This is a genomic window from Microlunatus sp. Gsoil 973 (assembly GCF_009707365.1).
In the GTDB taxonomy this organism is placed as follows: domain Bacteria; phylum Actinomycetota; class Actinomycetes; order Propionibacteriales; family Propionibacteriaceae; genus Microlunatus.
On the sequence record NZ_CP046122.1, the window covers coordinates 4,167,182 to 4,191,574 of the forward strand.

Genomic DNA, 24,393 nt, shown 5'->3' on the forward strand with positions numbered 1-24,393 from the left:
TGGGGTCAAAGTCGAACGCCGGCCTCGATAGTTTTCGTTCGACGAAGAACAAAGAACCCGGCTCTCGGGACGGGTTCGGAAGGACAAGACATGGCATCTCCGAATCCGCGTCCAGCGCTGTCCCGCCGGGGGTTCCTCGGCGTCGCCGGCACTGCCGGGATCGCCACAGCCGGACTGCTGACCGGATGCAACCGGGCCGCCACGGGCGGCTCGAGCGGCGGCGCGAAGCCGCTGAAGTTCTGGAACATGCCCTGGGGCAACACCCAGTTCAACCCGCTCGACAAGAAGATCACCACCAGCTACAAGCCGGCCGCTGGGCTCAGCCCGGCGACGTATCAGGTGATCCAGTGGGCCAACTTCACCCAGACCTTCTCCTCGGCCATCGCCTCGAACACCGGTCCTGCCGTCAGCTCCGGCGGTGGCACGCAGGCATTCCAGTTCGAGGCGCAGGGCAAGATCGCCTACGCCGACGATCTGCTGGATTCGTGGAAGGAGGACGGTCTGTACGACGACTTCCTGCCGGGCCTGATCGACACCATGAAGGTCGACAAGGGTTTCGCCGCGGTCCCGTACAACCTCGACATGCGCGTGCTCTGGTACAACACCAAACTGCTCGACCAGGCGGACGTCGAGCCGCCGAAGACCTGGGACGACTTCCTCAAGGTGTGTGCGGCCCTGAAGAAGAACAACATCTACGGCTACGGAACGGCCGCGGGTGCGGGTGCGTACACCGGCGGCCACATCCTGGTCAGCTGGATGATCGGCAATGGTGGCGGCCTGTTCGACGCCAACCATGAGCCCAACATGGTGACGCCGGAGAACATCCAGGCGATCGATTTCGTCCTGGAATGTGTGCAGAAGGGCTATGTCGATCCGCGCAGCCCCAGCTACACCAGTGCCAACGCGCAGTCCCAGTGGAGGGCGCACAAGTTCGGGATGGGCTTCGACACCGCCGGGTTGGCCAACAACATCGGCGGCACGGTCGCGAAGGAGATCACGGTCGGCAGCCCGCTGACCAGCCCGTCGGGCAAGAAGGGCATGCTCTACTTCCCGAACAACATCATGATGTACACGAACACGCCGAGCCAGAAGTCCTCCGAGGCGTTCCTGACCTACTACTACAAGAACATGGCTCCGCTGTGGACCCAGAACACCGGCATCGGTCTACCGCCGCTGAAGTCGATCACCCAGACCGACGGCTTCCGCAAGGACAAGAACGCGGTGAAGGCGATCGAGGAGTACCAGCCGATCTCCCGGACGTGGGCGGCACCCGGATCCAAGGCCCTGTTCCTCGGCGTCACCACGGTCGACGGCACGCCCTCCATGGACACGTTCACCCAGTCCGTGCTTGGGGGTAAGACAACCGCCAGGGCAGCGCTGACCAAGCTCCAGGACGCGACCGCCAAGGCGATCAAGGCCCTGGGCTGATGTCAGCCGTCTCCGAAGGCCTGGAGAAGGCACGGCGAGGAGTCGGGGTTGCCGGTGTCGGCCGCCCCGGCGCCTCGCCGCGCCGGCGGCCCACCCGCGGCGCGCTGACGCTGGTCCTGTTCGCGGTGCCGTCCTTGGTCCTCCTGCTGCTCATCAACCTGTATCCGTTGCTGTACGCGGCGTTGCAGTCGGTCCGCAACGGCACGCTGATCAAGACCGGCACCTTCGTCGGACTGGACAACTACATCAACGTGTTGACGCAGAGTGCCTTCTGGGACTCCGCGTTGTTCACCTTGATCTTCACCGTGACCGGCGTCTTCGGCAGCTGGGCGTTGGGCCTCGCACTGGCCATGATGCTTCGTACCAGGATCCCTGCGGGCGGGTTGTTCAAGGTACTCCTGTTGCTGCCCTGGGTGGTCCCGGTGGTGGTGTCCGCAACGTCGTGGAACTGGCTGGTCGCAACACCGCAGAGCCCGTTGCCGATCCTGGCCGAGGCGCTCGGCTTCGGCAACGTACTGTTCCTCAGCTCACCGATCCTGGCGAAGATCACTGTGTGCGTGTTCAAGGTCTGGATCAGCTTCCCGTTCATGATGATGATGATGAGTTCGGCGTTGACGTCGGTCGACGTCAACGTCTACGAGGCCGCCAAGGTCGACGGTGCGTCCGGTTGGAAGACGTTCCGTAGCATCACCATGCCGCTGATCTCCCGCTCGACCTACATCAGCTGGATCCTGATGACGATCTTCTGCGTCAACGACTTCCCGACGATCTTCCTGCTCACCGGCGGCGGACCGGTGAACTCCACGACCTCGCTGGTGGTAATGGCGTATCGGACCGTGTTCCAGGACTTCCAGACCGGGACGGGCGTGTCCATCGCCTTCCTGATGACGGCGGTTCTGGTTGTCGTCTCGGTCGCGCTGTACCGCCAGATCGCAAAGGTGAACATCGAATGACCGAAACCATGTTGGAGCACAGCGCTGCCACGGTCAGCCCGCGGCCCGCTCCGCGGCGCAGGAGCCGGCCGTTGGACGAACGCGGCAGGTGGTGGCGCTTCGTGGTCATCCTGTTCGTCACGATGATCGTCATCGTGCCGATCGTCGCTGTCGGCTACCTCTCGTTGCAGCCGGGCCAGGGCAGTTCGGCGACCGGCTTCACCTTCGAGAACTTCGGTCTGGTCTTCACCCAGACCAACGTCGTGTACTGGCTGGAGAACAGTCTCGGCGTCACCCTGGTGACAGTGGTGATCGCTGTCGCCGTCGCGGCGCCGGCCGGCTACGTCCTTTCCCGGGTACGCAACCGGCTGGTGTCGTCCTACTCGCTGGTCCTGTTCGTCGTCCAGTCGCTGCCGGTGATCACTGCGGTGATTCCGCTGTTCATCCTGTTCGCCAAGCTCGACCTGGTCGACAACCTTGGCGGCGTGGTGATCGTCTACGTCGGGTCCACCCTCTCGGTGGCGATCTGGATGCTTGCGGCCTATTACGACTCGATCCCGATCTCGCTGGAGGAAGCGGCATGGATGGACGGCTGCTCGTTGTTCGGCGGATTCCTCCGGGTCGTGCTCCGCAACTCCCTGCCCGGGGTCCTGTCAACGGCGATCTTCAGCTTCCTGTTGGCCTGGAACGATTACCTGGTTGCGGTCGTCTTCCTGCGGTCCGACGTCAACTACACCCTGCCGGTCGGCCTGGAGACCTTCTTCCAGCAGAACTCGACCAACTGGGGCCTGGTGATGGCGGTTGCCGTGGTCATGATGCTGCCGCCGGTGATCATGTTCGCCGCGCTGAACAGGTACTTCAGTGTCGGCGGCATCGGGGGTGCGCTTGCCGGCCGATGAGGCCGTTGGAGAGAAGTCGCCGCTGTCCCGGGCGACCCTGTCGCGGATCGCCTCGGCCGCCGACGTATCCGTCTCCACGGTCTCGAAAGTGCTGAACGGCCGGACCGGCGTCTCGGACGCCACCCGGGCGCGCGTGGAGGCGCAACTGCACCGGCACGGCTACCAACGGCGCGGCCTACGCGACAGCGCGCCGCTGATCGAGTTGGTGTTCGTCGAGTTCACCACCGTCTGGGCGCTGGAGATCCTGCGCGGCGTCCAGGCGGTGGCCCGATCCCGCGGCCTCGGTGTCGTGGTCACCGAGAGCGGGGACTACAGCGGCCCGGGTCCGGAGTGGATCGACGGGGTCATGCAGCGCAACCCGATCGGCGTCGTTCTGGTGCTGTCCGGGGTCTCGCAGTCGCAGCTGCGCCAGTTGCGGTCGCGGCGGATCCCCTTCGTGATCGTCGATCCGGCCGGTGATCCGGCACCGGGGGTGGCGTCGGTCGGCTCAGCCAACTGGAACGGCGGGTTGATCGCGACCCGGCATCTGCTCGGTCTCGGCCACCGCCGGATCGCGGTGATCGGTGGGCCGGAACAGATGATGTGCTCCCGGGCGCGGCTGGCCGGCTTCCGGTCGGCGATGGACGAGGCGGGCGTCGCCGTCTGCGAGGAGCTCATCCTTGCCGGGGATTTCGAACGCGACAGCGGCCTGGAGCTGGGCAGGCGACTGCTGGCGGCGCCGGACCGGCCGACAGCGATCTTCGCCTGCAACGACCTGATGGCCCTCGGTGTCTACGAGGCGGCTCGACAGGCGGGGCTCAGCATCCCTGATGATCTTTCGGTCGTCGGCTACGACGATCTCAGCGTCGCCGAGTGGGCCGGGCCGCCGCTGACCACCGTACGGCAGCCGTTGCTCGACATGGGCCGGCAGGCCAGCGCGATGCTTCTTGATCTTGACCTCGGCACCGAGGCGCCCCGGGTCGACCTGGCCACCGATCTGGTGATCCGGAACAGCACCGGTCCGGCCGACCCGGCTACCAGGCGTACGAGATCAGCTCTGCCAGCAGATCATCGGCGTCCAGCAGCAGCCCGCGTCGACTGAACCAGTCGCAGACGTTGCGGCAGTCCCGCGCCAGGAAGTCCATACCGTGCGGGTTGCCGACAATGTCGGTGACCTGGGGAAGATCGATGATCACCAGCCGATCGTCGGCAACCAGGATGTTGTAGGCGGACAGGTCGCCGTGGGTCTGCTGGCGACCCGCGAGCACGCGCATCGCCTGATGCAGTTGCTCCCAGTAGGACTCGAGTTGATCAGGTTCCGGCCTGGTCTGCGCCAGCCGCGGCGCGCCCGTCCCGCCGACGGTGGTGATGAACTCCATCAGGATCTCGGTGCCGTCCAGTTGCACCGGATACGGGACCGGTACGCCTGCCTGCCAGAGGTCGCAGAGCACACCGAACTCGGCGGCGGCCCATTGGCCGGCCTCGACCGAGCGGCCGTGCCGGGTGTGCTTGGCCATGGCCCGCCGGTCCCGGCTGTTGCGGGTCCGCCGGGACTCGGTGTAGCTGGTGTCGCGATGGAACTGGCGCTCGTCGGGCGACCGATACCGCTTGGCCGCCATCACCACTGCGCGGTCGCCCTGTCCAGGCGGTAGCGCCCGTTCGATCAGGTAGACGTCGGCCTCCTTACCGGTCTTGAGGATGCCGAGTTCGGTCTCGATCGCCTGGTCGGTGATCACCCAGTCCGGCACTGGTTCGGGGCCGATCGGAATGCCGGGATCGTCATAGCGCGACCAGCGTTGGTCGGGTCCGACGTCATCGAGGGCCTCGAAGGCGAAGCCGAAGAGGGAGTTGAACGGATCAGCGGTGTTCTGCTGCTCCGGAAGGTGTGAAGTCAAAGCAATCTCCTGAGAGGTGGATCGGCAGCTGGGCGCAATCCGTAACGGCGATGGACACGTCGCACCTCCTCCTCTCAGGCCGGCCCCGAACGGGGCGGCGTACCAACCTGGGCATACCAGTCGAGGGCAGCCTGCAGCAAAACAACTCGGTACCGCAAGTTCTTTTCTGTGGCCGGCCGTCGGCGAGGTACTTTGGGCGCCACAGGCCACCGCCCCACGACTGGCATCACCGGCCACAAGCCGGACCGGCCGCGGGACACGGATCGTACTTCGGGCTCTGCGGTGATCCCGCAACGACGCGAGAGGACGCACGGATGAGCGAGTTGAGTGGGCTTGCCGGACCACGAGCAGGTGCAGGCGCGGATATCGACTACGTCCAGCTGCTCACCCCTGAGGGTGTTCGGATCGGCAACGACGAGTACGACTTCACCGGCGACGACGACCAGATCGCCGGCTTGTACCGGGACATGGTCCTGACCCGCAGGTTCGATCTGGAAGCCACCGCCCTGCAGCGCCAGGGCGAACTCGGGCTGTGGGCCCCCTGTCTCGGCCAGGAGGCCGCCCAGGTCGGATCCGCTCGGGCACTGGGGCCAAGGGACCACGTCTTCCCGACCTACCGCGAACACGGCGTGGCCCGCTGTCTCGGGGTCGACCCGGTCGACCTGCTGCGGATGTTCCGCGGCATCGACCACGGCAACTGGGACGTCGAGACGCACCGGTTCAACCTCTACACAGTGGTGATCGGCGCCCAGACCCTGCATGCGACGGGTTACGCGATGGGCCTGGAGCGCGACGGGCTGGTGGGAACAGGTGATCCGGAGCGGGACGCCGCGGTGCTTGCCTACCTGGGTGACGGGGCGACCAGTCAGGGTGACGTCAGCGAGGCGTTCGTCTTCTCCGCCTCCTACAACGCGCCGGTGGTGTTCTTCTGCCAGAACAACCAGTGGGCCATCTCCGAACCGATCGAACGCCAGTCCCGGATTCCGCTCCACAAGCGGTCGTCCGGATTCGGCATCCCCGGCCTCCGCGTCGACGGGAACGACGTGCTGGCCAGCTACGCGGTGACCCAGAAGGCTCTCGAGCACGCCCGATCCGGCAACGGGCCCACCTTCATCGAGGCCTACACCTACCGGATGGGTGCCCACACCACCTCCGACGACCCCACCAAGTACCGATTGGCCGATGAGGTCGAACATTGGCGCTTGAGGGATCCGATCGCCCGGGTGAGGGCCTATCTGGCCCGCAGCGGTGGCGCCGACGACGCGTTCTTCGCCCGGATCGACGCCGAGGCGGAGGACCTGGCCGCCGACGTCCGCAAGCGCTGCCTCGACCTTGCCGATCCCTCACTGATCGACGCCTTCGACCAGGTGTACGCCGAACAGACGCCCTACCTGACCGAACAGCAGGCCGCCTACGCCGCCTACCTGGAGACCTTCGAGGACGCCGAAGGCGGTACGCGATGACCACGATGACCATCGCCAAGGCGCTCAATGCCGGCCTGCGCCGGGCGCTCGAGGCCGATCCCAAGGTCGTTCTGGCCGGGGAGGACATCGGCAAACTCGGCGGCGTCTTCCGGGTCACCGAGGGACTGCAGAAGGACTTCGGCGAGGCACGCGTGATCGACTCACCGCTGGCCGAGTCCGGCATCGTCGGCACTTCGGTCGGCATGGCGCTGCGCGGCTACCGGCCGGTCTGCGAGATGCAGTTCGATGGCTTCACCATGCCGGCCTTCGACCAGATCGTGAACCAGGTCGCCAAACTGCGCTTCCGCTCGGGCGGCAGGATCACCATGCCGATGGTGATCAGGATCCCGTGCGGCGGCGGGATCGGCGCCGTGGAACATCACAGCGAGTCACCGGAGGCGTACTTCTGCCACACCGCCGGGCTCAAGGTGGTCGCCGTGTCCAACCCCAACGACGCGTACTGGATGATCCAGCAGGCGGTCGCCTCGGACGATCCGGTGATCTTCTTCGAGCCCAAGCGCCGCTACCACGAGCGCGGTGAGGTGCAGGAGGCCGGAGAGCCGCGGCCGCTGCACAGCGCGCAGGTGCTCCGCGAGGGCACCGATGTGACCTTGCTGGCGTACGGGCCGATGGTCAAGGTGTGCGCCGATGCCGCCGTGGCCGCCGAGGATGAAGGCCGGAGCATCGAGGTCATCGATCTTCGGACGCTGTCGCCGCTCGACATGTCGGTGATCACTAGGTCCACCGAGAAGACCGGACGGCTGATCGTCGTGCACGAGGCGCCGGGCAACGCCGGCCTTGGCGCGGAGATCGCTGCCCGCACCACCGAACAGTGCTTCTACTCCCTGGAGGCGCCGGTGCTGCGGGTGACCGGATTCGACACGCCCTATCCGCCCAGCCGGTTGGAGGAGGAGTACCTCCCTGATCTTGACCGAGTACTCGACGCGGTCGACCGGTCACTGGCCTACTGAGGATTCAGGAGTGTTGCGATGAAGCAGTTCCTGTTGCCCGATCCGGGAGAGGGCCTGGTGGAGGCCGACATCGTCAGCTGGCACGTCAAGCCCGGCGACGAGGTCAAGATCAACGACGTCCTGGTCGAGGTGGAGACCAGCAAGTCGATCGTCGAACTGCCCAGCCCGTACGCCGGCACCATCAGCAAGCTGCTGGTGAACGAGGGCGACACCGTCGACGTCGGGGCGCCGATCGTGCTGATCGACGACGGCGAGGCAGACGGTTCGGAGGAGAGTCCGGAACGGGTGTCCATGCTGGTCGGATACGGACCGCGGACCGGTCAGAGCAAGCGCCGCAGCCGGAGGCGGTCGGAAACTCCCGCCGAACCCCACGCGGCCATCGCGGAGAGCTTCGGCACACACCTGCCGGTCTCCCACCGACATGATCATCATGAGCCGCTCCAACCGGTGGCATCCGAGCCGGTCGGGCCACCGCTCCCGCAGCCGGGCTCGCCGGCGGCCGAACCGGTTCCCACCGGCGGTCCGGTGCTGGCCAAGCCGCCGGTTCGCAAGCTGGCCAAGGATCTCGGCATCGACCTGACCGCTCTCACCGGCACCGGCCAGGGCGGGGTCATCACCCGCGAGGACGTCCAGGCGGCCGCGAAACCGGCACCGGACGCCCGCATCCCGCAGCGGGACACCGCTGACGAGCGCGTGCCGATCAAGGGCGTACGGAAGGTGACCGCTGAGGCTATGGTGCGCTCCGCGTTCACCGCACCCCACGTCACGGAGTGGATCACCTGCGACGTGTCAGCGACCATGGAGCTGGTCGAGAAGCTCAAGCTGCACAAGGATCTGGCCGGCATCCGGGTGTCACCGTTGGTGATCATCGCCCGCGCCTGCCTGCTCGCGATCCGACGCTCGCCGTCACTGAACGCCAGCTGGGACGAGGCCACTCAGGAGATCGTCTACCACCGCGCCGTCCACCTCGGGATCGCGGCAGCGACCCCTCGTGGGTTGGTGGTGCCCAACATCAAGAACGCGGACCGGATGGGGCTCTCCGAGCTCGCCGGGAGCCTCGTTGAGTTGATCAACACGGCCCGTGAGGGCAGGTCCCAACCGGCTGAGCTTGCCGGCGGGACGTTCACGATCACCAACGTCGGCGTCTTCGGAGTCGATGCCGGCACGCCGATCCTCAATCCTGGGGAATCCGGGATCCTGGCGGTCGGCGCCATCAGCCGCAGACCGTGGGTGGTCGGCACCGGTGACCGGGAGCGGATCGAGCCGCGCTGGGTGACCACGCTGGCGGTCAGCTTCGATCACCGGATCGTCGACGGTGAGCAGGGTTCACGGTTCCTCGCCGATGTCGCCGGAATCCTCAGCGATCCCGCGACAGCTCTGCTCTTCTGATCGGTCGGCGACCAGCAGTCGGCGTTCGGGCCGGTTGCTCGGGTCGTCAGTCCTCGATCTTGGCCCGAATGTGCCGTGCATCGTCGGCCACCCTGACCAGGGCCAGCGACGCCTCGAGCACGATGCGCACGAAGAGCAGCCAGAGCAGCGCGGGGATCCAGCCCAGCAACAGGGCGATGATGCCGAGCGCGACTGATCCGTCTCCGCCGCCGAGGCCCCGTGCGGCGACCCCGGCGATCAACCCGGTCAGCCCGCCACCGATCCACCACAGCGCGGCAACGATCAGCGCCAGAACGTAGATGATCTTGACCAGGCCAGGGGTGGCGTAGCTGTTGAAGCCGAAGTCGAAGGCGGCGCGCAGCGGATTGGCATCGCTGATCCGGCGCTGGCTGTGTTGTTGCGGCTGCCAGGTCCGGTACGGCGTACCCCCGCCGGTCGGGCCGGTCGGTGCTGTGGTCGGTGCTGTCGGCGGCGGAGTGGGCGGCGGAGTGGGCGGCGCGGCGTACTGGTTGTAGGGATCGCCGGTCGGCTGGTTGTAGGGACCGCCGGACTGTTGTGGGTTGTAGGGGTTGTACGGATTGTCCGGTGCCTGGTTGTAGGCACCGGCGTACGGCTGGTCGGCGCTGCCCTGCCCATGCGGCGGCAGCGGCTGGGTGTCTTCCGGCCGGCCGGCCGATTGGCCGGACCCGGTGATCCGTTGGTTGGGCTGCCCGAACTGTTGCGGCTGGTGCTCAGGCGGCTGGTCACCCTCAGGGGCGTTGGGCGGTTGGGTCATGGTCCCATCCTGCCCAGTCACGGTCCAGGCTGACCGTACGCAGCCACAATTCGGCCGGCAAGTCGAACGGCAATTCGACCGGCGGTTCGTGCCGTCGAAGCTGACCGGGAAATCGGGCCGGACTCCTCTTGGCGCCCCGGTTACCAGCGGGTAGTATCAGACCAAGTTACTGGCCGGTAACAACGGCTCGACGAAGACCCGAGGTGCAACTGCCGATGACCCACTACAAGTCGAATCTCCGCGACATCAAGTTCAACCTGTTCGAGTTGCTTGGCCGCTCCGAGGTTCTGGGCACCGGGCCGTACGAGGACATGGACGTCGAAACCGCCGAGGCGGTGCTCGACGAAGTGAACCACCTGGCCACGACGAAGCTGGCCGAGTCCTTCGAGGCGGCCGACCGGGAGCCGCCGGTCTTCGATCCGCAGAGCCACACCGCCCCGCTCCCGGACGCGTTCAAGAGGTCCTACCGCGCCTGGATGGAGTCGGAGTTCTACAAGATCGGACTCGCTGCCGAGGTGAACGGTCAGCCGGCGCCGCCCTCGTTGCGGTGGGCGATGAACGAACTCGTCCTCGGCGCCAACCCGGCCGTCTACATGTACGCCTCCGGCCCGAAGTTCGGCGAGATGCTGTTCCGCAACGGCACCGAACGCGACCAGCAGATCGGCAAACTGATCGCCGAGAAGCTCTGGGGCGCGACCATGGTGCTGACCGAGCCGGACGCGGGATCCGACGTCGGCGCCGGTCGCACCCGCGCTCTCCCGCAGCCGGACGGCACCTGGCACATCGAGGGCGTCAAGCGGTTCATCACCTCCGCCGAGCACGACCTGTCCGACCAGATCGTCCATCTCGTCCTTGCTCGGCCGGTTGGCGTCGAGGGAGTCGGCGGGCCCGGCACCAAGGGACTTTCGCTGTTCATCGTGCCGAAGTACGAGTTCGATCTCGAGACCGGCGACCTCGGGGAGCGCAATGGTGTCGTGGTGACCAACGTCGAGCACAAGATGGGTCTCAAGGTCTCCAACACCTGCGAGCTGACCCTCGGTGGCGACAAGCCGGCGATGGGCTGGCTGCTCGGTGAGGTGCATGACGGCATTGCCCAGATGTTCCAGGTGATCGAGGACGCCCGGATGATGGTGGGCACCAAGGCCATCGCGACCCTCTCCACCGGCTATCTGAACGCGTTGGAATACGCCAAGAGCCGCGTCCAGGGTGCCGACCTGACCCAGAACCGTGACAGGTCCGCGCCGCGGGTGACCATCACCCATCATCCCGACGTGCGACGCTCGCTGCTCAACCAGAAGGCCTATGTCGAGGCGATGCGCTCGCTGGTCCTCTACACCGCGAGCATCCAGGACAAGGTTGCGATCGCGGCCGCGGCGGGCGTCGAGGACGACGACGCGATCAAGCTCAACGATCTGCTGCTGCCGATCGTGAAGGGCTACGGATCGGAGAAGTCCTGGACCCTGCTGGGCACCGAGGCCCTGCAGACCTTCGGCGGCTCCGGCTTCCTGTCCGATTATCCGCTGGAACAGTACGTCCGCGACGCCAAGATCGACACGCTGTATGAAGGCACGACGGCGATCCAGGGCCAGGACCTGTTCTTCCGCAAGATCATCCGCAACCAGGGCCGAGCGCTCGGCCAGCTGCAGTCGGAGATCCAGCAATGGGTGGCCGACGAGTCGGGCAACGGCCAGCTCAAGGACGAACGCGAGCTGCTGGCCAAGGCGCTGGAGGATGTCGAGGCGATCGGGACGGTGATGGCCACCCACGCCATGACCTCCGACCCGCGGGTTCCCGGCGGGGATCCGCGCAATCTGTACAAGGTCGGTCTGAACACCACCCGGCTGCTCTTCGCCCTGGGCGACGTCGTCTGCGCATGGCTGCTGCTGCGCGGCGCCGAGGTCGGCCTGGCCGCACTCAATGGCGAGCAGCCGGAGTCGGAGAAGCGGTTCTACGAAGGCAAGGTTGCCTCGGCTCGCTGGTTCGCCCACACCGTGTTGCCGAAGCTTGCTGCCGAACGGGTGATCGCCGAATCCACCGACCTGTCGGCGATGGAGCTCGATGAAGCGGCCTTCTGAAGCGGCCCTCTGAAGCGGCCTGCTGATCGGTTACCCGATCCGTTCCGGTCCGCCCGTCCGGTCGGAGCTGCTCCGCGTGTACCGTCGGTCGAGTGGGATTGAGGGACGGCCTTCGCCGGCTGATCGGACGTGCCGGGACAACCAACGTCGGCCGGTACGGTTCGGCCATCGCGGCGGCCGGTGAGCTCGAGGCGGAGATCGGGTCACTCGACGACGCCGGTCTGCGCCAGGCGTACGACGACATCCGCGGCGACCTGGACGACGATCCGACCCAGTCCGAATTCTGTGCTGTGGTTCGCGAAGCCGCCCGCCGCACGATCGGCGAGCGGCCGTACGACGTCCAGCTGCAGGGCGCGTTGGCGATCATGAACGGCACCGTGGTCCAGATGGCGACCGGCGAGGGCAAGACCCTTGCCGGAGCGATCGCCGCCCTCGGCCTGGTCGCCCGGGGTCATCGGGTCCAGGTGATGAGCGTGAACGACTATCTCGCCCGCCGGGACGCCGAATGGATGGGCCCGATCTACGACCTGCTCGGGGTCGGTGCCGGATGGGTCACCAGCAACGCCGACCATGATCATCGAAAGACGGCGTACGCAGCCGACATCTGTTACGGCTCGGTCAGCGAGATCGGCTTCGACCTGTTGCGGGACCGGCTGCGGACCGATACCGACCAGATCGTGCAACCGGAGCCGGACGCCTTGATCATCGACGAGGCGGACTCGGTCATGATCGACGAGGCCAAGGTGCCGCTGGTGCTCGCCGGCAGCCTTCCGGTCTCCGACGACGGCGGCAGCATGGCTGCCATCGCCGCCCAGCTGACCAATGATGAGGACTACCAGACCTCCGACGAGGGAACCCAGGTCAACCTCACCGACGCCGGTCTGGCACGCGTGGAGAAGTTGCTCGGCGTTGATGATCTCTACGCAGAGGGCAACGAACTGCTGCTGACCCGGATCAATGTCGCGCTGCACGCCGAGGTCCTGGTACAGCGCGACGTCGATTACATCGTCACCGCTGACACCGTCCGGCTGGTGGACCCCAACCGCGGACGGGTGGCCGACCGGCAACGCTGGCCGGACGGCCTGCATGCCGCCGTCGAGGCCAAGGAGGGGCTCCCGATCACCGATCGCGGCGAGATCCTGGACACCATCACCGTGCAGGCGTTGATCAAGCACTACAAGACGGTCGGCGGGATGACCGGTACGGCGCTGGCCGCGGCCGAGCAGTTCCGGGAGTTCTACCAGCTGGAGACCGGATCACTTCCCACCCACCGGCCGTTGATCCGCGTCGACGAGCCTGACCGGATCTTCGAGACAGCCGAGGATCGCGACGCTGCCATGGTGGAGTTGATCAAGGAAAGCCATGAGCACAGCAGGCCGGTGCTGATCGGCACCCACAGCGTCGCCGGTTCGGAGAAGATTGCCGGGCTGCTGGCCGATGTGGGTGTCGACGCCGCCGTACTGAACGCCAAGAACGACACCGAGGAAGCCGCCGTGATCGCCGCCGCCGGCCGACTCGGAGCGGTCACCGTGTCCACCCAGATGGCCGGCCGGGGAGTCGACATCAAGCTGGGTGGCGACGATCCGGGCGAACATGATCAAGTGGCAGAGCTCGGCGGGCTGCTGGTGATCGGCCACGGCCGCTATCACACAAGCAGGCTGGATGATCAACTCCGCGGCCGCGCCGGCCGGCAGGGCGATCCGGGCACCTCGGTGATCTTCGTCAGCCTCGACGACGATCCCACCACCGCCGAACTGCATCTCCGGCAGTCCGAGATCGATGTCGAGACCGGCGAGGTCACCTCATCCCGGGTCGCCGGCCAGGTCGAACACGCCCAGCGGATCACCGAGGGCGCATTGCTGGACACTCATCGCAACAGCTGGAATTACAGCCAGCAACTCGACGCCCAGCGCACCGACGTGCTCGCCTATCGCGATCGGGTGCTGCGCACCGGTCTGGCTGCCGAGGAATTGGCTCGGTCGTGCCCCGACCGGTGGCAGGCACTGGCCGGAGATGTCGACGAGCCGGTGCTGCGGGAGGCGGCCCGGCAGCTGTTGCTGCACCAGATCGACCGAACCTGGAGCGATCACATCGCGTTCACCGAGGATCTGCGCGAGGGCATCCATCTGCGAGCACTCGGCCGGGAGACGCCGCTGATGGCCTACCACGCTGCCAGCGACCGGGCCCACCGCGAACTCCGCAAGACCCTGCTGGACCGTGCTGCCGAAGCGTTCGACAAAGCGGTGATCACGGCCGACGGCCTGGACGAGGCGGCCTCGGGAATAGAGCGTCCGACCTCGACCTGGACCTACATGGTCGACGATCAGGCGTTCGGCTCACCGGAGGACCGCTTCCTCAACGCCGTCGGCGGGGTGATCCGGCGCGCTGTACGCGGCGACTGATCCGCTTCAGCCCCGCACCGGCTCCAGCAGACGATGCGGCCGGCGTAACGCGACCGAGACCCGGTCGGTGCGCCGACCGGGATTGTCCGGGTCCGGAGTGCTGACCACGTCACCGGGTGGCGGAGTCACGTCGCAGGTGGGACAGCGCGCCGCGTCGTCCAGCCGGGTGCCGCAGAGGTGGGTGAGGATCCGCGACGGCCGCCGCTCAGGGTTGGCGTACTCGCGGCCCCAGGCCGACAGCGACATCAACACCGGGTGCAGCGCGACCCCGACCGGAGTCAACTCGTACTCGGGATGCCCGTGGCCCTCGAGCTTGGCGACCACCCCCGATCCACCAGGTGGTTGAGGCGCTCGGTGAGCACCCCCTTGGAGATGTCCAGCCGTGCCTGGAGGTCGCTGAACCGCCGCACGCCGAGAAACAGGTCGCGCACGATCAGCAACGTCCAACGTTCGCCGACGACCTCCAGGGCCCGGGCGATCGTGCAGTCCTGCTTGTCGTAACCGAATCCCAGTGCCATGGATCACAGTATAGCTATTTGGTCTTGTGATCGAACCGATCATGCTCTAGTTTTGGTTCCGTCACGAGACCAAGTGGCGGTGAGCGGTGGAAGGGTGACCATGACCAACTCAGTTGTTGACGCACCGGCCAGGGGTGCAAGCCCGGCATCCGAAGGACTGGCCGGCAGGCGGTCGACCCTGGTGATCGCTGCAGCGGGTACCTTCCTGGCGCTGGCCGCGTACACCCTGCCGTTGTCCGACTTCACCACACTGGCATCGGCACTGTCGGCCGGACCGGCCGCACAGACCTGGATCTTGAGTTCGATGAGCATCGGGTTGACGGCAGCGATGCTGCTCAGCGGCACGCTCGCCGACCGGCACGGACGTCGGCGGATGTTCCTGATCGGGTCGGCCGTGCTCGCCGCGGGATCGCTGCTCGCCGTGCTGTCCGCCACGGTGTCCGGTGCACTCCGTCCGGATGCGTTCATCGCGGGCCGGATCGTCGAAGGAGTCGGCGGCGCGGCCGTCGTCGCCAGCGCGCTGGCCCTGTTGTCGGAGGCGTTTCCCCGGCCGACCGAGCGAGCCCTTGCCAGCAGCGTTTGGGGCGCCTCGCTCGGTGCCGGGATCGCCATCGGGCCGGTCGGTGCGGCGATCGCCGATCAGGTCGGGCACTGGTGGATCTCCTATGCCGGGCTCGGCGTGCTCGCCCTGGTGCTGATCGGTGCCGGAGCCATGGCGCTGGTCGAGTCGAGATCGGTGCTGCGGCAGCGCCCCGACCTGCTCGGGACCGGACTGTTCGTCGCGGCCACCGGCCTGGCCCTGGTGGCCCTGGTGACGCTGCGCACCTCCGCCTCCGCCATGGTTCCGCTGATCATGATCGTCGGCGCCGCGGCACTGGCGGTGATCTTCGTCTTCAGCCAGCTGCGCCGGGCCGAACCGATGCTCGACCTGAAGCTCTTCCGCCGCCCGCGGTTCGCGGCGGCCCACCTCGCCGGGTTGATGGTCGGATTCGGTTCGATCGGGATCGCATCTCTGGTGGGAACCTATTCCGCGGTCGTCCTGGGACTGAACGTCTGGCAGACCACCGGGCTGATCGCGGTGTGGGCGGGCATGAGCACCATCACCGCGCTCGCGGTGCGCTGGCTGCCCGACTGGTTCCACGGCGGGCGGCAGCTGGGTTGGGGCATGCTGGCGATCGCCGTCGGACAGTTGATCATGATCAACACCTATTCGACCTGGCAGCTGGTGATCGGGCTGCTGGTGTCGGGAATCGCCGCAGGTGTGGTGAACGCCGGCCTCGGCCGGGAGACCGCGGCCAGTGCACCGAGCGGGCGCAGCGGTCTGGGCAGTGGCGTCAACAACACCGCCCGCTACCTCGGCTCGGCGATCGGTGTCACTGTGGCGGCCACCCTGCTGCTGCACGGCGGTCACGACGTACGACTGCTGCACACCGGCTGGAACGCCGCAGTGGTGGTCTGCTCCGTCGCGATTGCTCTCGGCGGCATCGCGGTGCTCCGCCTCGGGCTGCGCGCGGCGCGGGTCGACGGCTGAGCTCGGCCGGCGCCCCCACCCGGCGCGTCAGTCGTCGGCCAGCCGGGACAGCGCGTCGGAGACCTGTTGTTCTGCTTCTTCCTTGGTTGAGCGAAGTTCGTCGCGTTCCTGCGCCAGTCGGTCGCGTTCCGCGACTGCCTTGTCCGCCTCCCGTTCGGTCCGCTGGAGTTGATCACGCAGATCGGCAAGCCGATCCGTCCGGCGGTCGGCGTCCTCGGACGCGCGCTGCAGCCGTTCCTCGATCCGGCTGAGCCTTTCGTCGACCCGGTCGAGAGCATGCTGGGCCGAGGACAGGGCATCGAGGCGCCGCTGGTGCTCGGCCTCTGCCCGGTCGTCTGCCTGGTCGCCGCCCTGGTCGGTATCGGCCGGAACGCCGGTCTCCGTCTGCTCCTCCGCAGTCTCCGCGGTCGCGGCGCTGCCACCGGCCGCCGGTTGGGCCGCGAAGATCATCTCCGGCCCGAAACCGCCGTAGGACTGTGGCTGGGTCAACCGACCGTTCCGTACGAGATCGGCCACCTCCGGATCCGACAGTGCTGCCTGCAGGGTGTCCGTCACCTCACGCAGGGTGGCCTCCGACGGCCGGTGCCCGCGTGATTCGGCGAGCCGGCCGCCACGTTTGACCAGAGCAGAGATCGCCGAATTGCGTTGCCGGGACAGCTGTCGAAGATCATTTCCGGAGAGCCGTTGCTGGGCCTCGGCAAGGGCCGTACCGAGATCGAGAAGCGCACCGACCTCGTCCGTGGCCTGGAATGACAAGAGGTTGACGACCCACGCCGATCGGGTCGGCCGGCGGAGGGCGGTGATCTCTTTGGCAAGATCGCGATCACCCGCCGCACGTGCCTCGGCAGCCCTGGCCTTGCGGATCGCGACGAAGTCCTCGGGCGAACCGTCGTACAACTCGCGGGCGACTGCGTCGAGGTCCATGGGCCCCATTGTCACCGATCGCCGGACGACATCCCGGACGTCGGGTGGTCAAGCCGGGTACGACTGCTGCATCCGTACGGCCTCGGCCAGCCGTTCCTGGTCCTGGCCGGCCGGATCGGTGAGGTAGGCGACCAGGGTCCGGTCCTGGTCGACTGCATAAAGCTTCACCGGTTCCAGCTCGATCCTGCCGATCAACGGATGGTGCAACTGTTGCCGGGACGGGCTGAAACCTTCGAGGTCCCGGCGCTCCCACAACTCGTCGAACTCCACCGACATCCGCCGCAGTCTGTCGACCAACCGGGTGAACCGTCCGCCGGACAACAGATCCGAAGCCTGGGAACGGAACAGCGCCACCATATGCGCCGCATCCTCGTCCCAGTTGATCACCAGCTTGCGGGCCCGCGGCGCGGTGAAGGTGTACCAGAGCATGTTGCGCTGATCGCCGTGGAACTCCGAGAAGTCTCCGAACATCGCAGCATGCGCACGGTTCCAGGCCAGCACATCGAAACGATGATTGGTGATCATCGCGGGGCACGGGTCGAGTTGTTCCAGCAGCAGACGGTAGCCGGCCTGGACGTCGCCGGACTGTTCCGGGTCCCGGACCGGCGGCAGCTGCCCGGCCAGCCGGAAAAGGTGTGCCGTCTCCGGCTCGTCCAGGTCCAGAGCCCGCGCCAGGCTGCTGAGCACCTGCTCCGACGGCCGGATGTCCCGCGCCTGTTCCAGCCAGGTGTACCAGGTGACGCTCACCCCGGCCAGTGCGGCGACGTCTTCGCGGCGCAGTCCCGGCGTCCGCCGCCGACCGGTGACCAGCCCGACCTCTTCGGGAGACCGGCGCCGGCGCCGGGTACGCAGGAACGCCGCAAGTTCCTCGCGTTCGGCGTCTCGGCTCACCCCGCCAGCCTAGGACGCCCGATCGCGTCGGTGGGCGCTCCTGGGTGGTGCCGGAACTACCAGGTCCGCGACTGCTCGCAGCAACACCGTCTGGCAGCAGGCCGTGCGAGGACCAATCGTTGTTGGCGTCACAACGGCTCGAACGAAAGGAAGCACAACCATGGAACTGCAAGGACGACATGTCATCGTTATCGGCGGAAGCACCGGCATCGGGCGGGCGGTGACCGACGACGTGATCGCCGCAGGCGGCATCGCAACCGTCGGCAGCCGGTCGCGAGAGAAACTGGAGAAGGTACGCGCCGATCACGGTGACCGCGTCAAGATCAACACCGTCGACGTCACCGACGAGGACTCGGTGCGCGACTTCTTCGCCGCAGCCGACGACGCCGACCACCTGGTGATCTGCCCCGGTGACATGGCCGTCGGATCGGTGACCGAGGTGACCCGCGAAGCGATCGACGCCAGCCTCGGCACCAAGATCGTCGGCCAGCTCTGGTGCGTCCGGCACGCGCTGCCCCGGCTGGCCGGACCCGGATCGATCACCCTGATCGCCGGTGGCGCCGGATTTCGTGCCATGGCCGGCATGCCGATCACCTCGGCCGCCAATGCCGGCATCGGCGGACTCGGCCAGAGTCTGGCGTTGGAACTCAAACCCCGGCGGGTGAACGTCATCGTCGCCGGTGTCGTCGACACGCCGCTGTGGGACTTCCTCCCCGATCCAGCACGTCAGGATCTTTACACCGGTGCAGCCGCACAGGCGCCCGTCGGGAGGATCGGGCAACCTTCCGACATCAGCTCCACCGTCCTGCACGTCATGGCCAATGACTTCATCGACGGGGCAGTGATCCCGGTCGACGGCGGGGCGCTGATCAGCTAGCGACGCCCGGCCGCGCGCCAGGTCCTTCCGTACCCCGGTTGCCTCCGTCCGTACGCAGGGCTGCTCCCCGCCGTACGTGCGGTTCGTCCTCGCCGTGCGTGGCGGTTCGTCCTCGCCGTGCCCCGTTGCTCCAGTCCGTATGCTCGGTTGGTCCCGTCCCGTACCCACCGGTCGGTCCCGCCGCAAGGTCAAAGTTCGACGGTGGGGTTGTCGCCGTCGGCGTGTCGGAGCCGTTGGGTCAACCCTTGATCTTCGGTGTTGGGGGACGGGGTCTCCTCTTCGTACGAAGGTCAAAGTTCGACCGTGGGGTTGACGCCGTCGGCGTGTCGGAGCCGTTGGGTCAACCCTTGATCTTCGGGGTTGGGGTCGGCCGAGTCTCCTCTTCGTACGAAGGTCAAAGTTCGACCGTCGGGTTGTCGGCGTCGGCGTGTCGGAGCCGTTGGGTCAAACCTTGATCTTCGAGGTTGGGGGGCGGGCCGAGTCTCCTCTTCGTACGAAGGTCAAAGTTCGACCGTGGGGTTTTCGGCGTCGGCGTGTCGGAGCCGCTGGGTCAAACTTTGATCTTCGGGGATGACCGGTGGGTGATCTTCGGGGATGGCGGGTGCGTGACCGTCGGGGTTGAGGGCACTGGGCTCATCGACCCCGTCCGGGACGTACTTGACCAGGGCGCAGTTCTTCTTGATCAGCTCGCTGCGTACCCGATCTCCGGTACGCCGGTCGATGACGTCCCGCCAGATCTGGTTTCGCCGGAACCAGTCGCCCTCGCGCTCGATGAAGTCCTCGTTCCTGGCGTACACCGAGTAGGAGTACGGCACAGGCCGGTCGGCACGGATCTCACCTTCCAGATACCGCTCGCCGACGTGCACGCGGACCTGGAAGGTGGCATCGGTGTCGTTGCGGAAGCGCAGGTCGACGTAGTTGTAGTAGACCGCACAGCCAACGCCCCAGGGCAACACCCTCCCGTTGTCGGGAAACGGGTCGAAGGAGTGTTCGGAGCGCTCGGTGACCGTCAGCGGGCTGTGCAGCACCATCCAGTGCAGCAGGTTCGCCAGCTGGCAGATCCCTCCGCCCGGGCCCGCCTTCGCCTCGCCGTTGTCCAACAGCATGCCGTCCAGGTAGCCCTTGCGGCGACTCGCCCGGCCGACCAGCCGACAGAAGGAGAACTCCTCGCCCGGCTTGATCAGGATGCCGTCGATCCGGGTTGCGGCCAGCTCGAGATTGCGGACCTTGTTGTGCTGCATCCACATCTCGGAGTTGCCCAGCGTTCGCAGCAACAGCGATTTGTGCTGCTTGATCCTGACCGGGAGGTCATCGGTCGCCCGGTCGGTCGCCCAGCAGACGCCGGAGCGCAGCCAATGCCAACTCCTGCGCAGCCGCAGCAGCTCGACGGCGAGCGGATACAGCGCCGGGACCCGTTCGGTCAGCCGTCTGTGTCGGACCCGCAGGGCAGGCGGGATGTCGACGGGCGCCTCGGACGGGTCATCGGCGCGCGCCGCGGTTTCGATGGTCATGGTTCCCCCTTCTGCGAATGAGAAGGTAGCGAGCCGGCGGGTCCCGTGGGGTGACCGACAAAGCCAAGTCAAGAGTTTGCCCGGGACGTGATGCGCCCGAGTGGCTGCTGTGAGGAGAGGGACGCCGCACCGCCGACCCGGAGCGCCGGGCGGAGCCCTCTACAGTGAAGTCATGCCACTGACGGGTGAATATGTTCCCAGCCCGGTGAAGAGAACCCGGGACCAGGTCGAACTGTACGAACGCACCGGAGGCCGTGAAGGCTACCTCCTCGAAGGCACCGAATGGCCGGTGGTGATCTTCACCACCCGCGGCAACAGGTCCGGCAAGCTGCACAAGTTCCCGCTGATGCGTGTCGAGCACGACGGCAGGTACGCCATGGTGGCGTCCATGGGCGGGGCGCCGAAACACCCGCTCTGGTACCACAACCTGAAGGCCGATCCGGACGCCGTCACCGTGCAGGACGGGGAGAAGATCATCGACGGTCACGCCCGGGAACTGACCGGCGAGGAGCGGGAGACCTGGTGGCGACGGGCGGTCGATGCCTATCCTCCGTACGCCGAATACCAGACCCGCACCGACCGGCTGATCCCGGTCTTCCTGGTCGAACCGAGGTAACCGGGCATCGGTGATCCCCGGACGTCTGCGGCGGGGGTGTTGTAGTTAGATTGGCGCCATGACCAATGGCGTACGCAAAGTGGCGGTGCTCGGCGCGGGCATGATCGGCGAAGTACACCGGCGGGCGGCTGTCCTGGCCGGTGCCGAGGTGGTCGGGGTGATGGCGTCGACTCCGGAGCGGTCCCAGGAGGTCGCCGCGCAGTGGGGCGTTGCGAAGGCGTACGGGACCATCGACGAGGTGGTCGCCGATGATCTTGATGTGGTGCACATCTGCACTCCCAACGCCTCCCATGTGCCCTATGCGGTGGCCGCCCTCGAGGCCGGCAAGCATGTCGTCTGTGAGAAGCCGCTGGGCGTCAGCCTGGCCGACGCCCAGCACGCCGCCGAGGTGGCCGAACGCACCGGGTTGATCAACACCATGCCCTTCGCCTACCGCTTCCATCCGATGGCCCGCGAGATGCGTGCTCGCGTGCAGGACGGCGGATTCGGGGCGCCCAACCTGATCCACGGCAGCTATCTGCAGGACTGGCTGCTCGACCCGCGAGCCAGCAGCTGGCGGGTCGATCCGCAGGCCGGTGGCCCGTCGCGCGCCTTCGGCGACATCGGCTCACACTGGTGCGACCTTGCCGAGTGGGTCACCGCCGAACGGATCACCGAGGTCGTCGCCGACACCTCGATCGCCATCAAGCAGCGTCCCGCCGCGACCGCTGCATCGTTCAGTGCGGCACCGACCGATGCGCCGCTGGCCGACGTCACCACCGAGGACAGCGCGCTGATCCTGTTCCGCACCGATCGGGGCACCTCGGGATCGGCAGTGATCAGCCAACTCGCGGCCGGCCGCAAGAACCGACTGTGGTTGGAGGTGGACGGCGCGTCCCACAGCGCCGTCTTCGACCAGGAACATGCCGAGGAACTCTGGATCGGCGGCGAGGACCAATCCCTGCTGCTGGTCCGCGACCCGAATCACGGTGCGAGCGAACAGCGCAGGCTCTCCCACCTGCCGGCCGGTCACGCCCAGGGCTATGCGCAGTGCTTCGAGAACTTCGTCGCCGACACCTACGCCGCCATCGACGGCGAGGCGCCCGAGGGGCTGCCGACCTTCGCCGACGGCCTCCGGGCAGCGCAGATCTGCGATGCCATGCTGCGTTCGGCCGAGTCCCGCAAGTGGGAGACGGTCTGACCCCACCTCCCGCACCAGCCGCTGCACGCCGCACCGTGTGCACACGGTGCGGCGTGCAGCAAGTGGTGCGGGTGTGAGGTGGGGATGACGTTCGAGCTGGACGGCGATGTCGTTGTCGCTGCCCGATCGCTGCTCGGTGCCGTACTGCGGCGTGGTCCGGTCGCGGTACGGATCTGCGAGGTCGAGGCCTACGACGGCGCCGTGGACCCGGCATCGCATGCCTACAACGGGAAGACCGACCGGAACTTCGTGATGTTCGGTCCTGCCGGACATCTCTACGTCTATTTCACCTACGGCATGCACCACGCCTGCAACGTGTCGGCTGGTCCGGTCGGCCGCGGGTGCGGAGTGCTGTTGCGATCCGGCGAGGTGATCGCAGGACACGACGAGGCCAGGCAACGGCGGGGGAGCCGCATCGTCGATCGTGATCTCGCCCGCGGGCCGGGCCGGCTGGCCCAGGCACTCGGCATCACCCGGGCCGACAACGGTGCCGACCTGCTCCACGGTGGCGAGATCGGCCTGACCCCGCGGATTGATCCGGTGACCAAGATCAACACCGGTCCCCGGGTCGGGATCACCAAGGCCGTCGACCTGCCGTGGCGGTTCTGGATCGCCGACAGCCCGTACGTCTCCGCCTACCGTCCAGGGGTCGTCCGGGACCGCCGCCGCTCCGCCGGGTGACGGCCGGAGCCGTGGCTACAGTTCGGTCAGCGACGACATCAGCGTGGGGATGAACTCGGCGACGGTCGGGTGGATCGGCAACGCGTCCCGGACGGCCTTGTAGCCGATCTTGGCCTGCATCGCCAGCCCGACCTGTTGGGCGAGATCGTCACCGCTGAGGCCGTAGAAGGTCGCACCGAGGATCTCCTCGGTGTCGGCATCGACCAGCACCCGCATCAACCCGGTCGTCTCGCTGTCCAACACCGCCCGGCTGACCCGGGACATCGGCAACTCGGCCTTCAACACTCGGCGACCTGACGTCTCGGCCTCAGCCTGGGTCATCCCGACCCGGCCCAGCGGCGGATCGGTGAACATGGCGTACGCGGTGATCCTGCCGTCCAGACTGCGGTCGGGATCGAGCAGGATCTGGCTGTCCTGGTAGGCCGTGTGGGTGAAGGCGCCGTGCCCGTTCACGTCACCGAGCGCCCATACCCGCGGAACCGACGTGGCGAACCGCGAATCGATCCGCAGGTAGCCCCGCTCGTCGACCTCCAGTCCGTGATCATCACCGAGCAGATCGATGTTGGGTCGGCGCCCCGCGGCCACCAGCAGGTGGCTTGCTGTGACCTGGGTACCGTCCGCGCAGTTCACCTGCACCCCCTCGCCGGCAGGTTCGACCCCTGTCGCCCGCGCCGCAACGATCCGTACGCCCTCCTCGCGCAGTGTCGTTGCGACCGCCTCGGAGACGTCATCGTCCTCCCGCGGCGCGATCGAGCCGATGATGGTCACCTCGGAACCGAAACGGGCGAACATCTGTCCGAACTCGCAGCCGATGTAGCTGCCGCCGATGATGATCAACCGCTCCGGCAGACTGGTCAGTTGCAGCAACTCGACCTCGGTCAGGTACGCCACCTGGTCAAGGCCGGGGATCGGTGGCGCGCTCGCCCGGGCGCCGACATCGAGATAGATCTCCGGCGCCTCGAGTTCGCGGTCACCGACGGTCACCCGGTGGGGACCCTGCCCGGAGGTGTGCAGTTGCGCCGGGCCGATGATCAACTCCAGATGTTCCAGAGACAGCAACCAGTCGTGCAGGCCGGATCGCCAGCCGTCGATCATGGTGTGCATCCGCTGCATGACGGCAGGAAAGTCGACGGTCACCTCGCCGGTGTGCACGCCGTAGTCGGCTGCCCGACGGGCCCGGTACGCCGCCTGTGCGCTGGCCCGCAGCGCCTTGGTCGGGCGACAGCCGTGGTTCAGGCAGGTCCCGCCGACCTGCTCCAGTTCGATCAAGGCGACTCGGTCGTGGCGTCCGGCGAGATCTCCCGCAACTCCGGGGCCGGCCTGGCCGGCCCCGATGACGATGGCGTCGAAACGGTCCATGGCCTCAACCTACGCCTGTACCACCGGCCTCATCAGACTCATTCGTCACGACTTGTGAATCTCGTTTCCCGGCGGGTTCTCCGGGACGTAGTCTGAG

Annotated in this window: 22 protein-coding genes; 14 read left to right on the plus strand and 8 right to left on the minus strand. The window is 67.1% G+C overall.

Translation table 11 applies throughout. The features are described 5' to 3' along the window. Positions 1–90 precede the first annotated feature (90 nt). The 4 genes from GJV80_RS19595 to GJV80_RS19610 are packed head-to-tail and all read left to right on the plus strand — an operon-like array spanning position 91 to position 4,340. Complete coding sequence (locus GJV80_RS19595) at positions 91–1,428, plus strand: ABC transporter substrate-binding protein (RefSeq protein WP_195909025.1); 1,338 nt, start codon at positions 91–93, stop codon at positions 1,426–1,428. Then, positions 1,428–2,381 carry a carbohydrate ABC transporter permease gene (locus GJV80_RS19600; protein ID WP_154689345.1) on the plus strand — a complete coding sequence of 318 codons (954 nt, stop codon included), beginning with the start codon at positions 1,428–1,430 and terminating at the stop codon, positions 2,379–2,381. The genes GJV80_RS19595 and GJV80_RS19600 overlap by 1 nt, the downstream gene beginning before the upstream one ends. Further along, positions 2,378–3,259, plus strand: a complete 882-nt coding sequence (locus GJV80_RS19605; protein WP_154689346.1) for a carbohydrate ABC transporter permease — start codon at positions 2,378–2,380, stop codon at positions 3,257–3,259. The genes GJV80_RS19600 and GJV80_RS19605 overlap by 4 nt, the downstream gene beginning before the upstream one ends. Next, positions 3,222–4,340, plus strand: coding sequence for a LacI family DNA-binding transcriptional regulator (locus tag GJV80_RS19610; protein ID WP_154689347.1), 1,119 nt, complete (start codon positions 3,222–3,224; stop codon positions 4,338–4,340). Before GJV80_RS19605 ends, GJV80_RS19610 begins: the two co-directional genes overlap by 38 nt. Here GJV80_RS19610 and GJV80_RS19615 read toward each other — a convergent pair. Next, complete coding sequence (locus tag GJV80_RS19615; RefSeq protein WP_154689348.1) at positions 4,273–5,133, minus strand: serine protein kinase RIO; 861 nt, start codon at positions 5,131–5,133, stop codon at positions 4,273–4,275. The two genes, GJV80_RS19610 and GJV80_RS19615, sit on opposite strands and share 68 nt — an antisense overlap. 314 nt (positions 5,134–5,447) lie before the next feature. On the opposite strand from GJV80_RS19615, the gene pdhA reads away from it, so the two are divergent. The 3 genes from pdhA to GJV80_RS19630 are packed head-to-tail and all read left to right on the plus strand — an operon-like array spanning position 5,448 to position 8,956. After that, complete coding sequence (gene pdhA, locus GJV80_RS19620; RefSeq protein WP_154689349.1) at positions 5,448–6,596, plus strand: pyruvate dehydrogenase (acetyl-transferring) E1 component subunit alpha; 1,149 nt, start codon at positions 5,448–5,450, stop codon at positions 6,594–6,596. Beyond that, the gene (locus GJV80_RS19625) at positions 6,593–7,567 is read left to right on the plus strand and encodes an alpha-ketoacid dehydrogenase subunit beta (protein ID WP_154689350.1); all 975 of its coding nucleotides are present in this window, start codon (positions 6,593–6,595) and stop codon (positions 7,565–7,567) included. The genes pdhA and GJV80_RS19625 overlap by 4 nt, the downstream gene beginning before the upstream one ends. A gap of 18 nt (positions 7,568–7,585) precedes the next feature. After that, the gene (locus GJV80_RS19630; protein WP_154689351.1) at positions 7,586–8,956 is read left to right on the plus strand and encodes a dihydrolipoamide acetyltransferase family protein; all 1,371 of its coding nucleotides are present in this window, start codon (positions 7,586–7,588) and stop codon (positions 8,954–8,956) included. A gap of 46 nt (positions 8,957–9,002) precedes the next feature. Here GJV80_RS19630 and GJV80_RS19635 read toward each other — a convergent pair whose 3' ends face one another. Next, complete coding sequence (locus GJV80_RS19635; RefSeq protein ID WP_154689352.1) at positions 9,003–9,731, minus strand: DUF4282 domain-containing protein; 729 nt, start codon at positions 9,729–9,731, stop codon at positions 9,003–9,005. Positions 9,732–9,946: 215 nt separating this feature from the next. Here GJV80_RS19635 and GJV80_RS19640 point away from each other — a divergent pair, with 215 nt between their 5' ends. Together GJV80_RS19640 and secA2 are read left to right on the plus strand one after the other, a co-directional pair. After that, positions 9,947–11,806, plus strand: coding sequence for an acyl-CoA dehydrogenase (locus tag GJV80_RS19640; protein WP_154689353.1), 1,860 nt, complete (start codon positions 9,947–9,949; stop codon positions 11,804–11,806). A gap of 92 nt (positions 11,807–11,898) precedes the next feature. Further along, entirely contained in the window at positions 11,899–14,208 is a 2,310-nt protein-coding gene (gene secA2 / locus GJV80_RS19645; protein WP_230207865.1) for an accessory Sec system translocase SecA2, read from the plus strand. Between the two features lie 6 nt (positions 14,209–14,214). Here the strand turns inward: secA2 and GJV80_RS24315 are convergent, their stop codons facing one another. Beyond that, positions 14,215–14,532: a winged helix-turn-helix transcriptional regulator gene (locus GJV80_RS24315; protein ID WP_230207866.1), complete on the minus strand. Its 318-nt coding sequence runs from the start codon at positions 14,530–14,532 to the stop codon at positions 14,215–14,217. Continuing rightward, positions 14,487–14,726 carry a helix-turn-helix domain-containing protein gene (locus GJV80_RS24320; protein WP_230207867.1) on the minus strand — a complete coding sequence of 80 codons (240 nt, stop codon included), beginning with the start codon at positions 14,724–14,726 and terminating at the stop codon, positions 14,487–14,489. Before GJV80_RS24320 ends, GJV80_RS24315 begins: the two co-directional genes overlap by 46 nt. Positions 14,727–14,826: 100 nt before the next feature. On the opposite strand from GJV80_RS24320, the gene GJV80_RS19655 reads away from it, so the two are divergent. Further along, positions 14,827–16,257 (plus strand): MFS transporter, encoded by a 1,431-nt coding sequence (locus GJV80_RS19655; RefSeq protein WP_195909026.1) that lies wholly within the window; start codon positions 14,827–14,829, stop codon positions 16,255–16,257. A 27-nt stretch (positions 16,258–16,284) separates the two neighbouring features. Here the strand turns inward: GJV80_RS19655 and GJV80_RS19660 are convergent, their stop codons facing one another. Both GJV80_RS19660 and GJV80_RS19665 read right to left on the minus strand, forming a co-directional pair. After that, positions 16,285–17,181, minus strand: coding sequence for a hypothetical protein (locus GJV80_RS19660; RefSeq protein WP_154689355.1), 897 nt, complete (start codon positions 17,179–17,181; stop codon positions 16,285–16,287). 48 nt (positions 17,182–17,229) lie between these two features. After that, on the minus strand, positions 17,230–18,072 hold the full coding sequence (locus tag GJV80_RS19665; protein WP_154689356.1) for a helix-turn-helix transcriptional regulator: 843 nt from the start codon (positions 18,070–18,072) through the stop codon (positions 17,230–17,232). 160 nt (positions 18,073–18,232) lie between these two features. Between GJV80_RS19665 and GJV80_RS19670 the strand changes: the two genes are divergently transcribed. Next, complete coding sequence (locus tag GJV80_RS19670; RefSeq protein ID WP_154689357.1) at positions 18,233–18,949, plus strand: SDR family oxidoreductase; 717 nt, start codon at positions 18,233–18,235, stop codon at positions 18,947–18,949. Between the two features lie 500 nt (positions 18,950–19,449). Here GJV80_RS19670 and GJV80_RS19675 read toward each other — a convergent pair whose 3' ends face one another. After that, positions 19,450–20,460, minus strand: a complete 1,011-nt coding sequence (locus GJV80_RS19675; protein ID WP_154689358.1) for a VanW family protein — start codon at positions 20,458–20,460, stop codon at positions 19,450–19,452. A gap of 172 nt (positions 20,461–20,632) precedes the next feature. On the opposite strand from GJV80_RS19675, the gene GJV80_RS19680 reads away from it, so the two are divergent. From GJV80_RS19680 to GJV80_RS19690, 3 genes are all read left to right on the plus strand, one after another. Next, on the plus strand, positions 20,633–21,076 hold the full coding sequence (locus tag GJV80_RS19680; RefSeq protein WP_154689359.1) for a nitroreductase family deazaflavin-dependent oxidoreductase: 444 nt from the start codon (positions 20,633–20,635) through the stop codon (positions 21,074–21,076). 58 nt (positions 21,077–21,134) lie between these two features. Continuing rightward, positions 21,135–22,256, plus strand: a complete 1,122-nt coding sequence (locus tag GJV80_RS19685; protein WP_154689360.1) for a Gfo/Idh/MocA family protein — start codon at positions 21,135–21,137, stop codon at positions 22,254–22,256. An 84-nt stretch (positions 22,257–22,340) separates the two neighbouring features. After that, positions 22,341–22,937: a DNA-3-methyladenine glycosylase gene (locus GJV80_RS19690; RefSeq protein ID WP_154689361.1), complete on the plus strand. Its 597-nt coding sequence runs from the start codon at positions 22,341–22,343 to the stop codon at positions 22,935–22,937. A 15-nt stretch (positions 22,938–22,952) separates the two neighbouring features. On the opposite strand, the gene GJV80_RS19695 is transcribed toward GJV80_RS19690, so the two are convergent. Beyond that, a complete protein-coding gene (locus GJV80_RS19695) occupies positions 22,953–24,296 on the minus strand; it encodes a mercuric reductase (protein ID WP_154689362.1) in 1,344 nt (447 codons plus the stop codon). Positions 24,297–24,393 lie beyond the last annotated feature (97 nt).

What these genes read in the sequence shown, in the direction of transcription:
- GJV80_RS24320 (WP_230207867.1), bottom strand. Translation starts at nt 14,726, where the DNA reads ATGGCACTGGGATTCGGTTACGACAAGCAGGACTGCACGATCGCCCGG.
- GJV80_RS19695 (WP_154689362.1), bottom strand. Translation starts at nt 24,296, where the DNA reads ATGGACCGTTTCGACGCCATCGTCATCGGGGCCGGCCAGGCCGGCCCC.
- GJV80_RS19635 (WP_154689352.1), bottom strand. Translation starts at nt 9,731, where the DNA reads ATGACCCAACCGCCCAACGCCCCTGAGGGTGACCAGCCGCCTGAGCAC.
- GJV80_RS19625 (WP_154689350.1), top strand. Translation starts at nt 6,593, where the DNA reads ATGACCACGATGACCATCGCCAAGGCGCTCAATGCCGGCCTGCGCCGG.
- GJV80_RS19605 (WP_154689346.1), top strand. Translation starts at nt 2,378, where the DNA reads ATGACCGAAACCATGTTGGAGCACAGCGCTGCCACGGTCAGCCCGCGG.
- GJV80_RS19660 (WP_154689355.1), bottom strand. Translation starts at nt 17,181, where the DNA reads ATGGACCTCGACGCAGTCGCCCGCGAGTTGTACGACGGTTCGCCCGAG.
- pdhA (WP_154689349.1), top strand. Translation starts at nt 5,448, where the DNA reads ATGAGCGAGTTGAGTGGGCTTGCCGGACCACGAGCAGGTGCAGGCGCG.
- GJV80_RS19655 (WP_195909026.1), top strand. Translation starts at nt 14,827, where the DNA reads ATGACCAACTCAGTTGTTGACGCACCGGCCAGGGGTGCAAGCCCGGCA.
- GJV80_RS19670 (WP_154689357.1), top strand. Translation starts at nt 18,233, where the DNA reads ATGGAACTGCAAGGACGACATGTCATCGTTATCGGCGGAAGCACCGGC.
- GJV80_RS19685 (WP_154689360.1), top strand. Translation starts at nt 21,135, where the DNA reads ATGACCAATGGCGTACGCAAAGTGGCGGTGCTCGGCGCGGGCATGATC.
- GJV80_RS19680 (WP_154689359.1), top strand. Translation starts at nt 20,633, where the DNA reads ATGCCACTGACGGGTGAATATGTTCCCAGCCCGGTGAAGAGAACCCGG.
- GJV80_RS19640 (WP_154689353.1), top strand. Translation starts at nt 9,947, where the DNA reads ATGACCCACTACAAGTCGAATCTCCGCGACATCAAGTTCAACCTGTTC.
- GJV80_RS19690 (WP_154689361.1), top strand. Translation starts at nt 22,341, where the DNA reads ATGACGTTCGAGCTGGACGGCGATGTCGTTGTCGCTGCCCGATCGCTG.
- GJV80_RS19600 (WP_154689345.1), top strand. Translation starts at nt 1,428, where the DNA reads ATGTCAGCCGTCTCCGAAGGCCTGGAGAAGGCACGGCGAGGAGTCGGG.
- GJV80_RS19675 (WP_154689358.1), bottom strand. Translation starts at nt 20,460, where the DNA reads ATGACCATCGAAACCGCGGCGCGCGCCGATGACCCGTCCGAGGCGCCC.
- GJV80_RS19630 (WP_154689351.1), top strand. Translation starts at nt 7,586, where the DNA reads ATGAAGCAGTTCCTGTTGCCCGATCCGGGAGAGGGCCTGGTGGAGGCC.
- GJV80_RS19595 (WP_195909025.1), top strand. Translation starts at nt 91, where the DNA reads ATGGCATCTCCGAATCCGCGTCCAGCGCTGTCCCGCCGGGGGTTCCTC.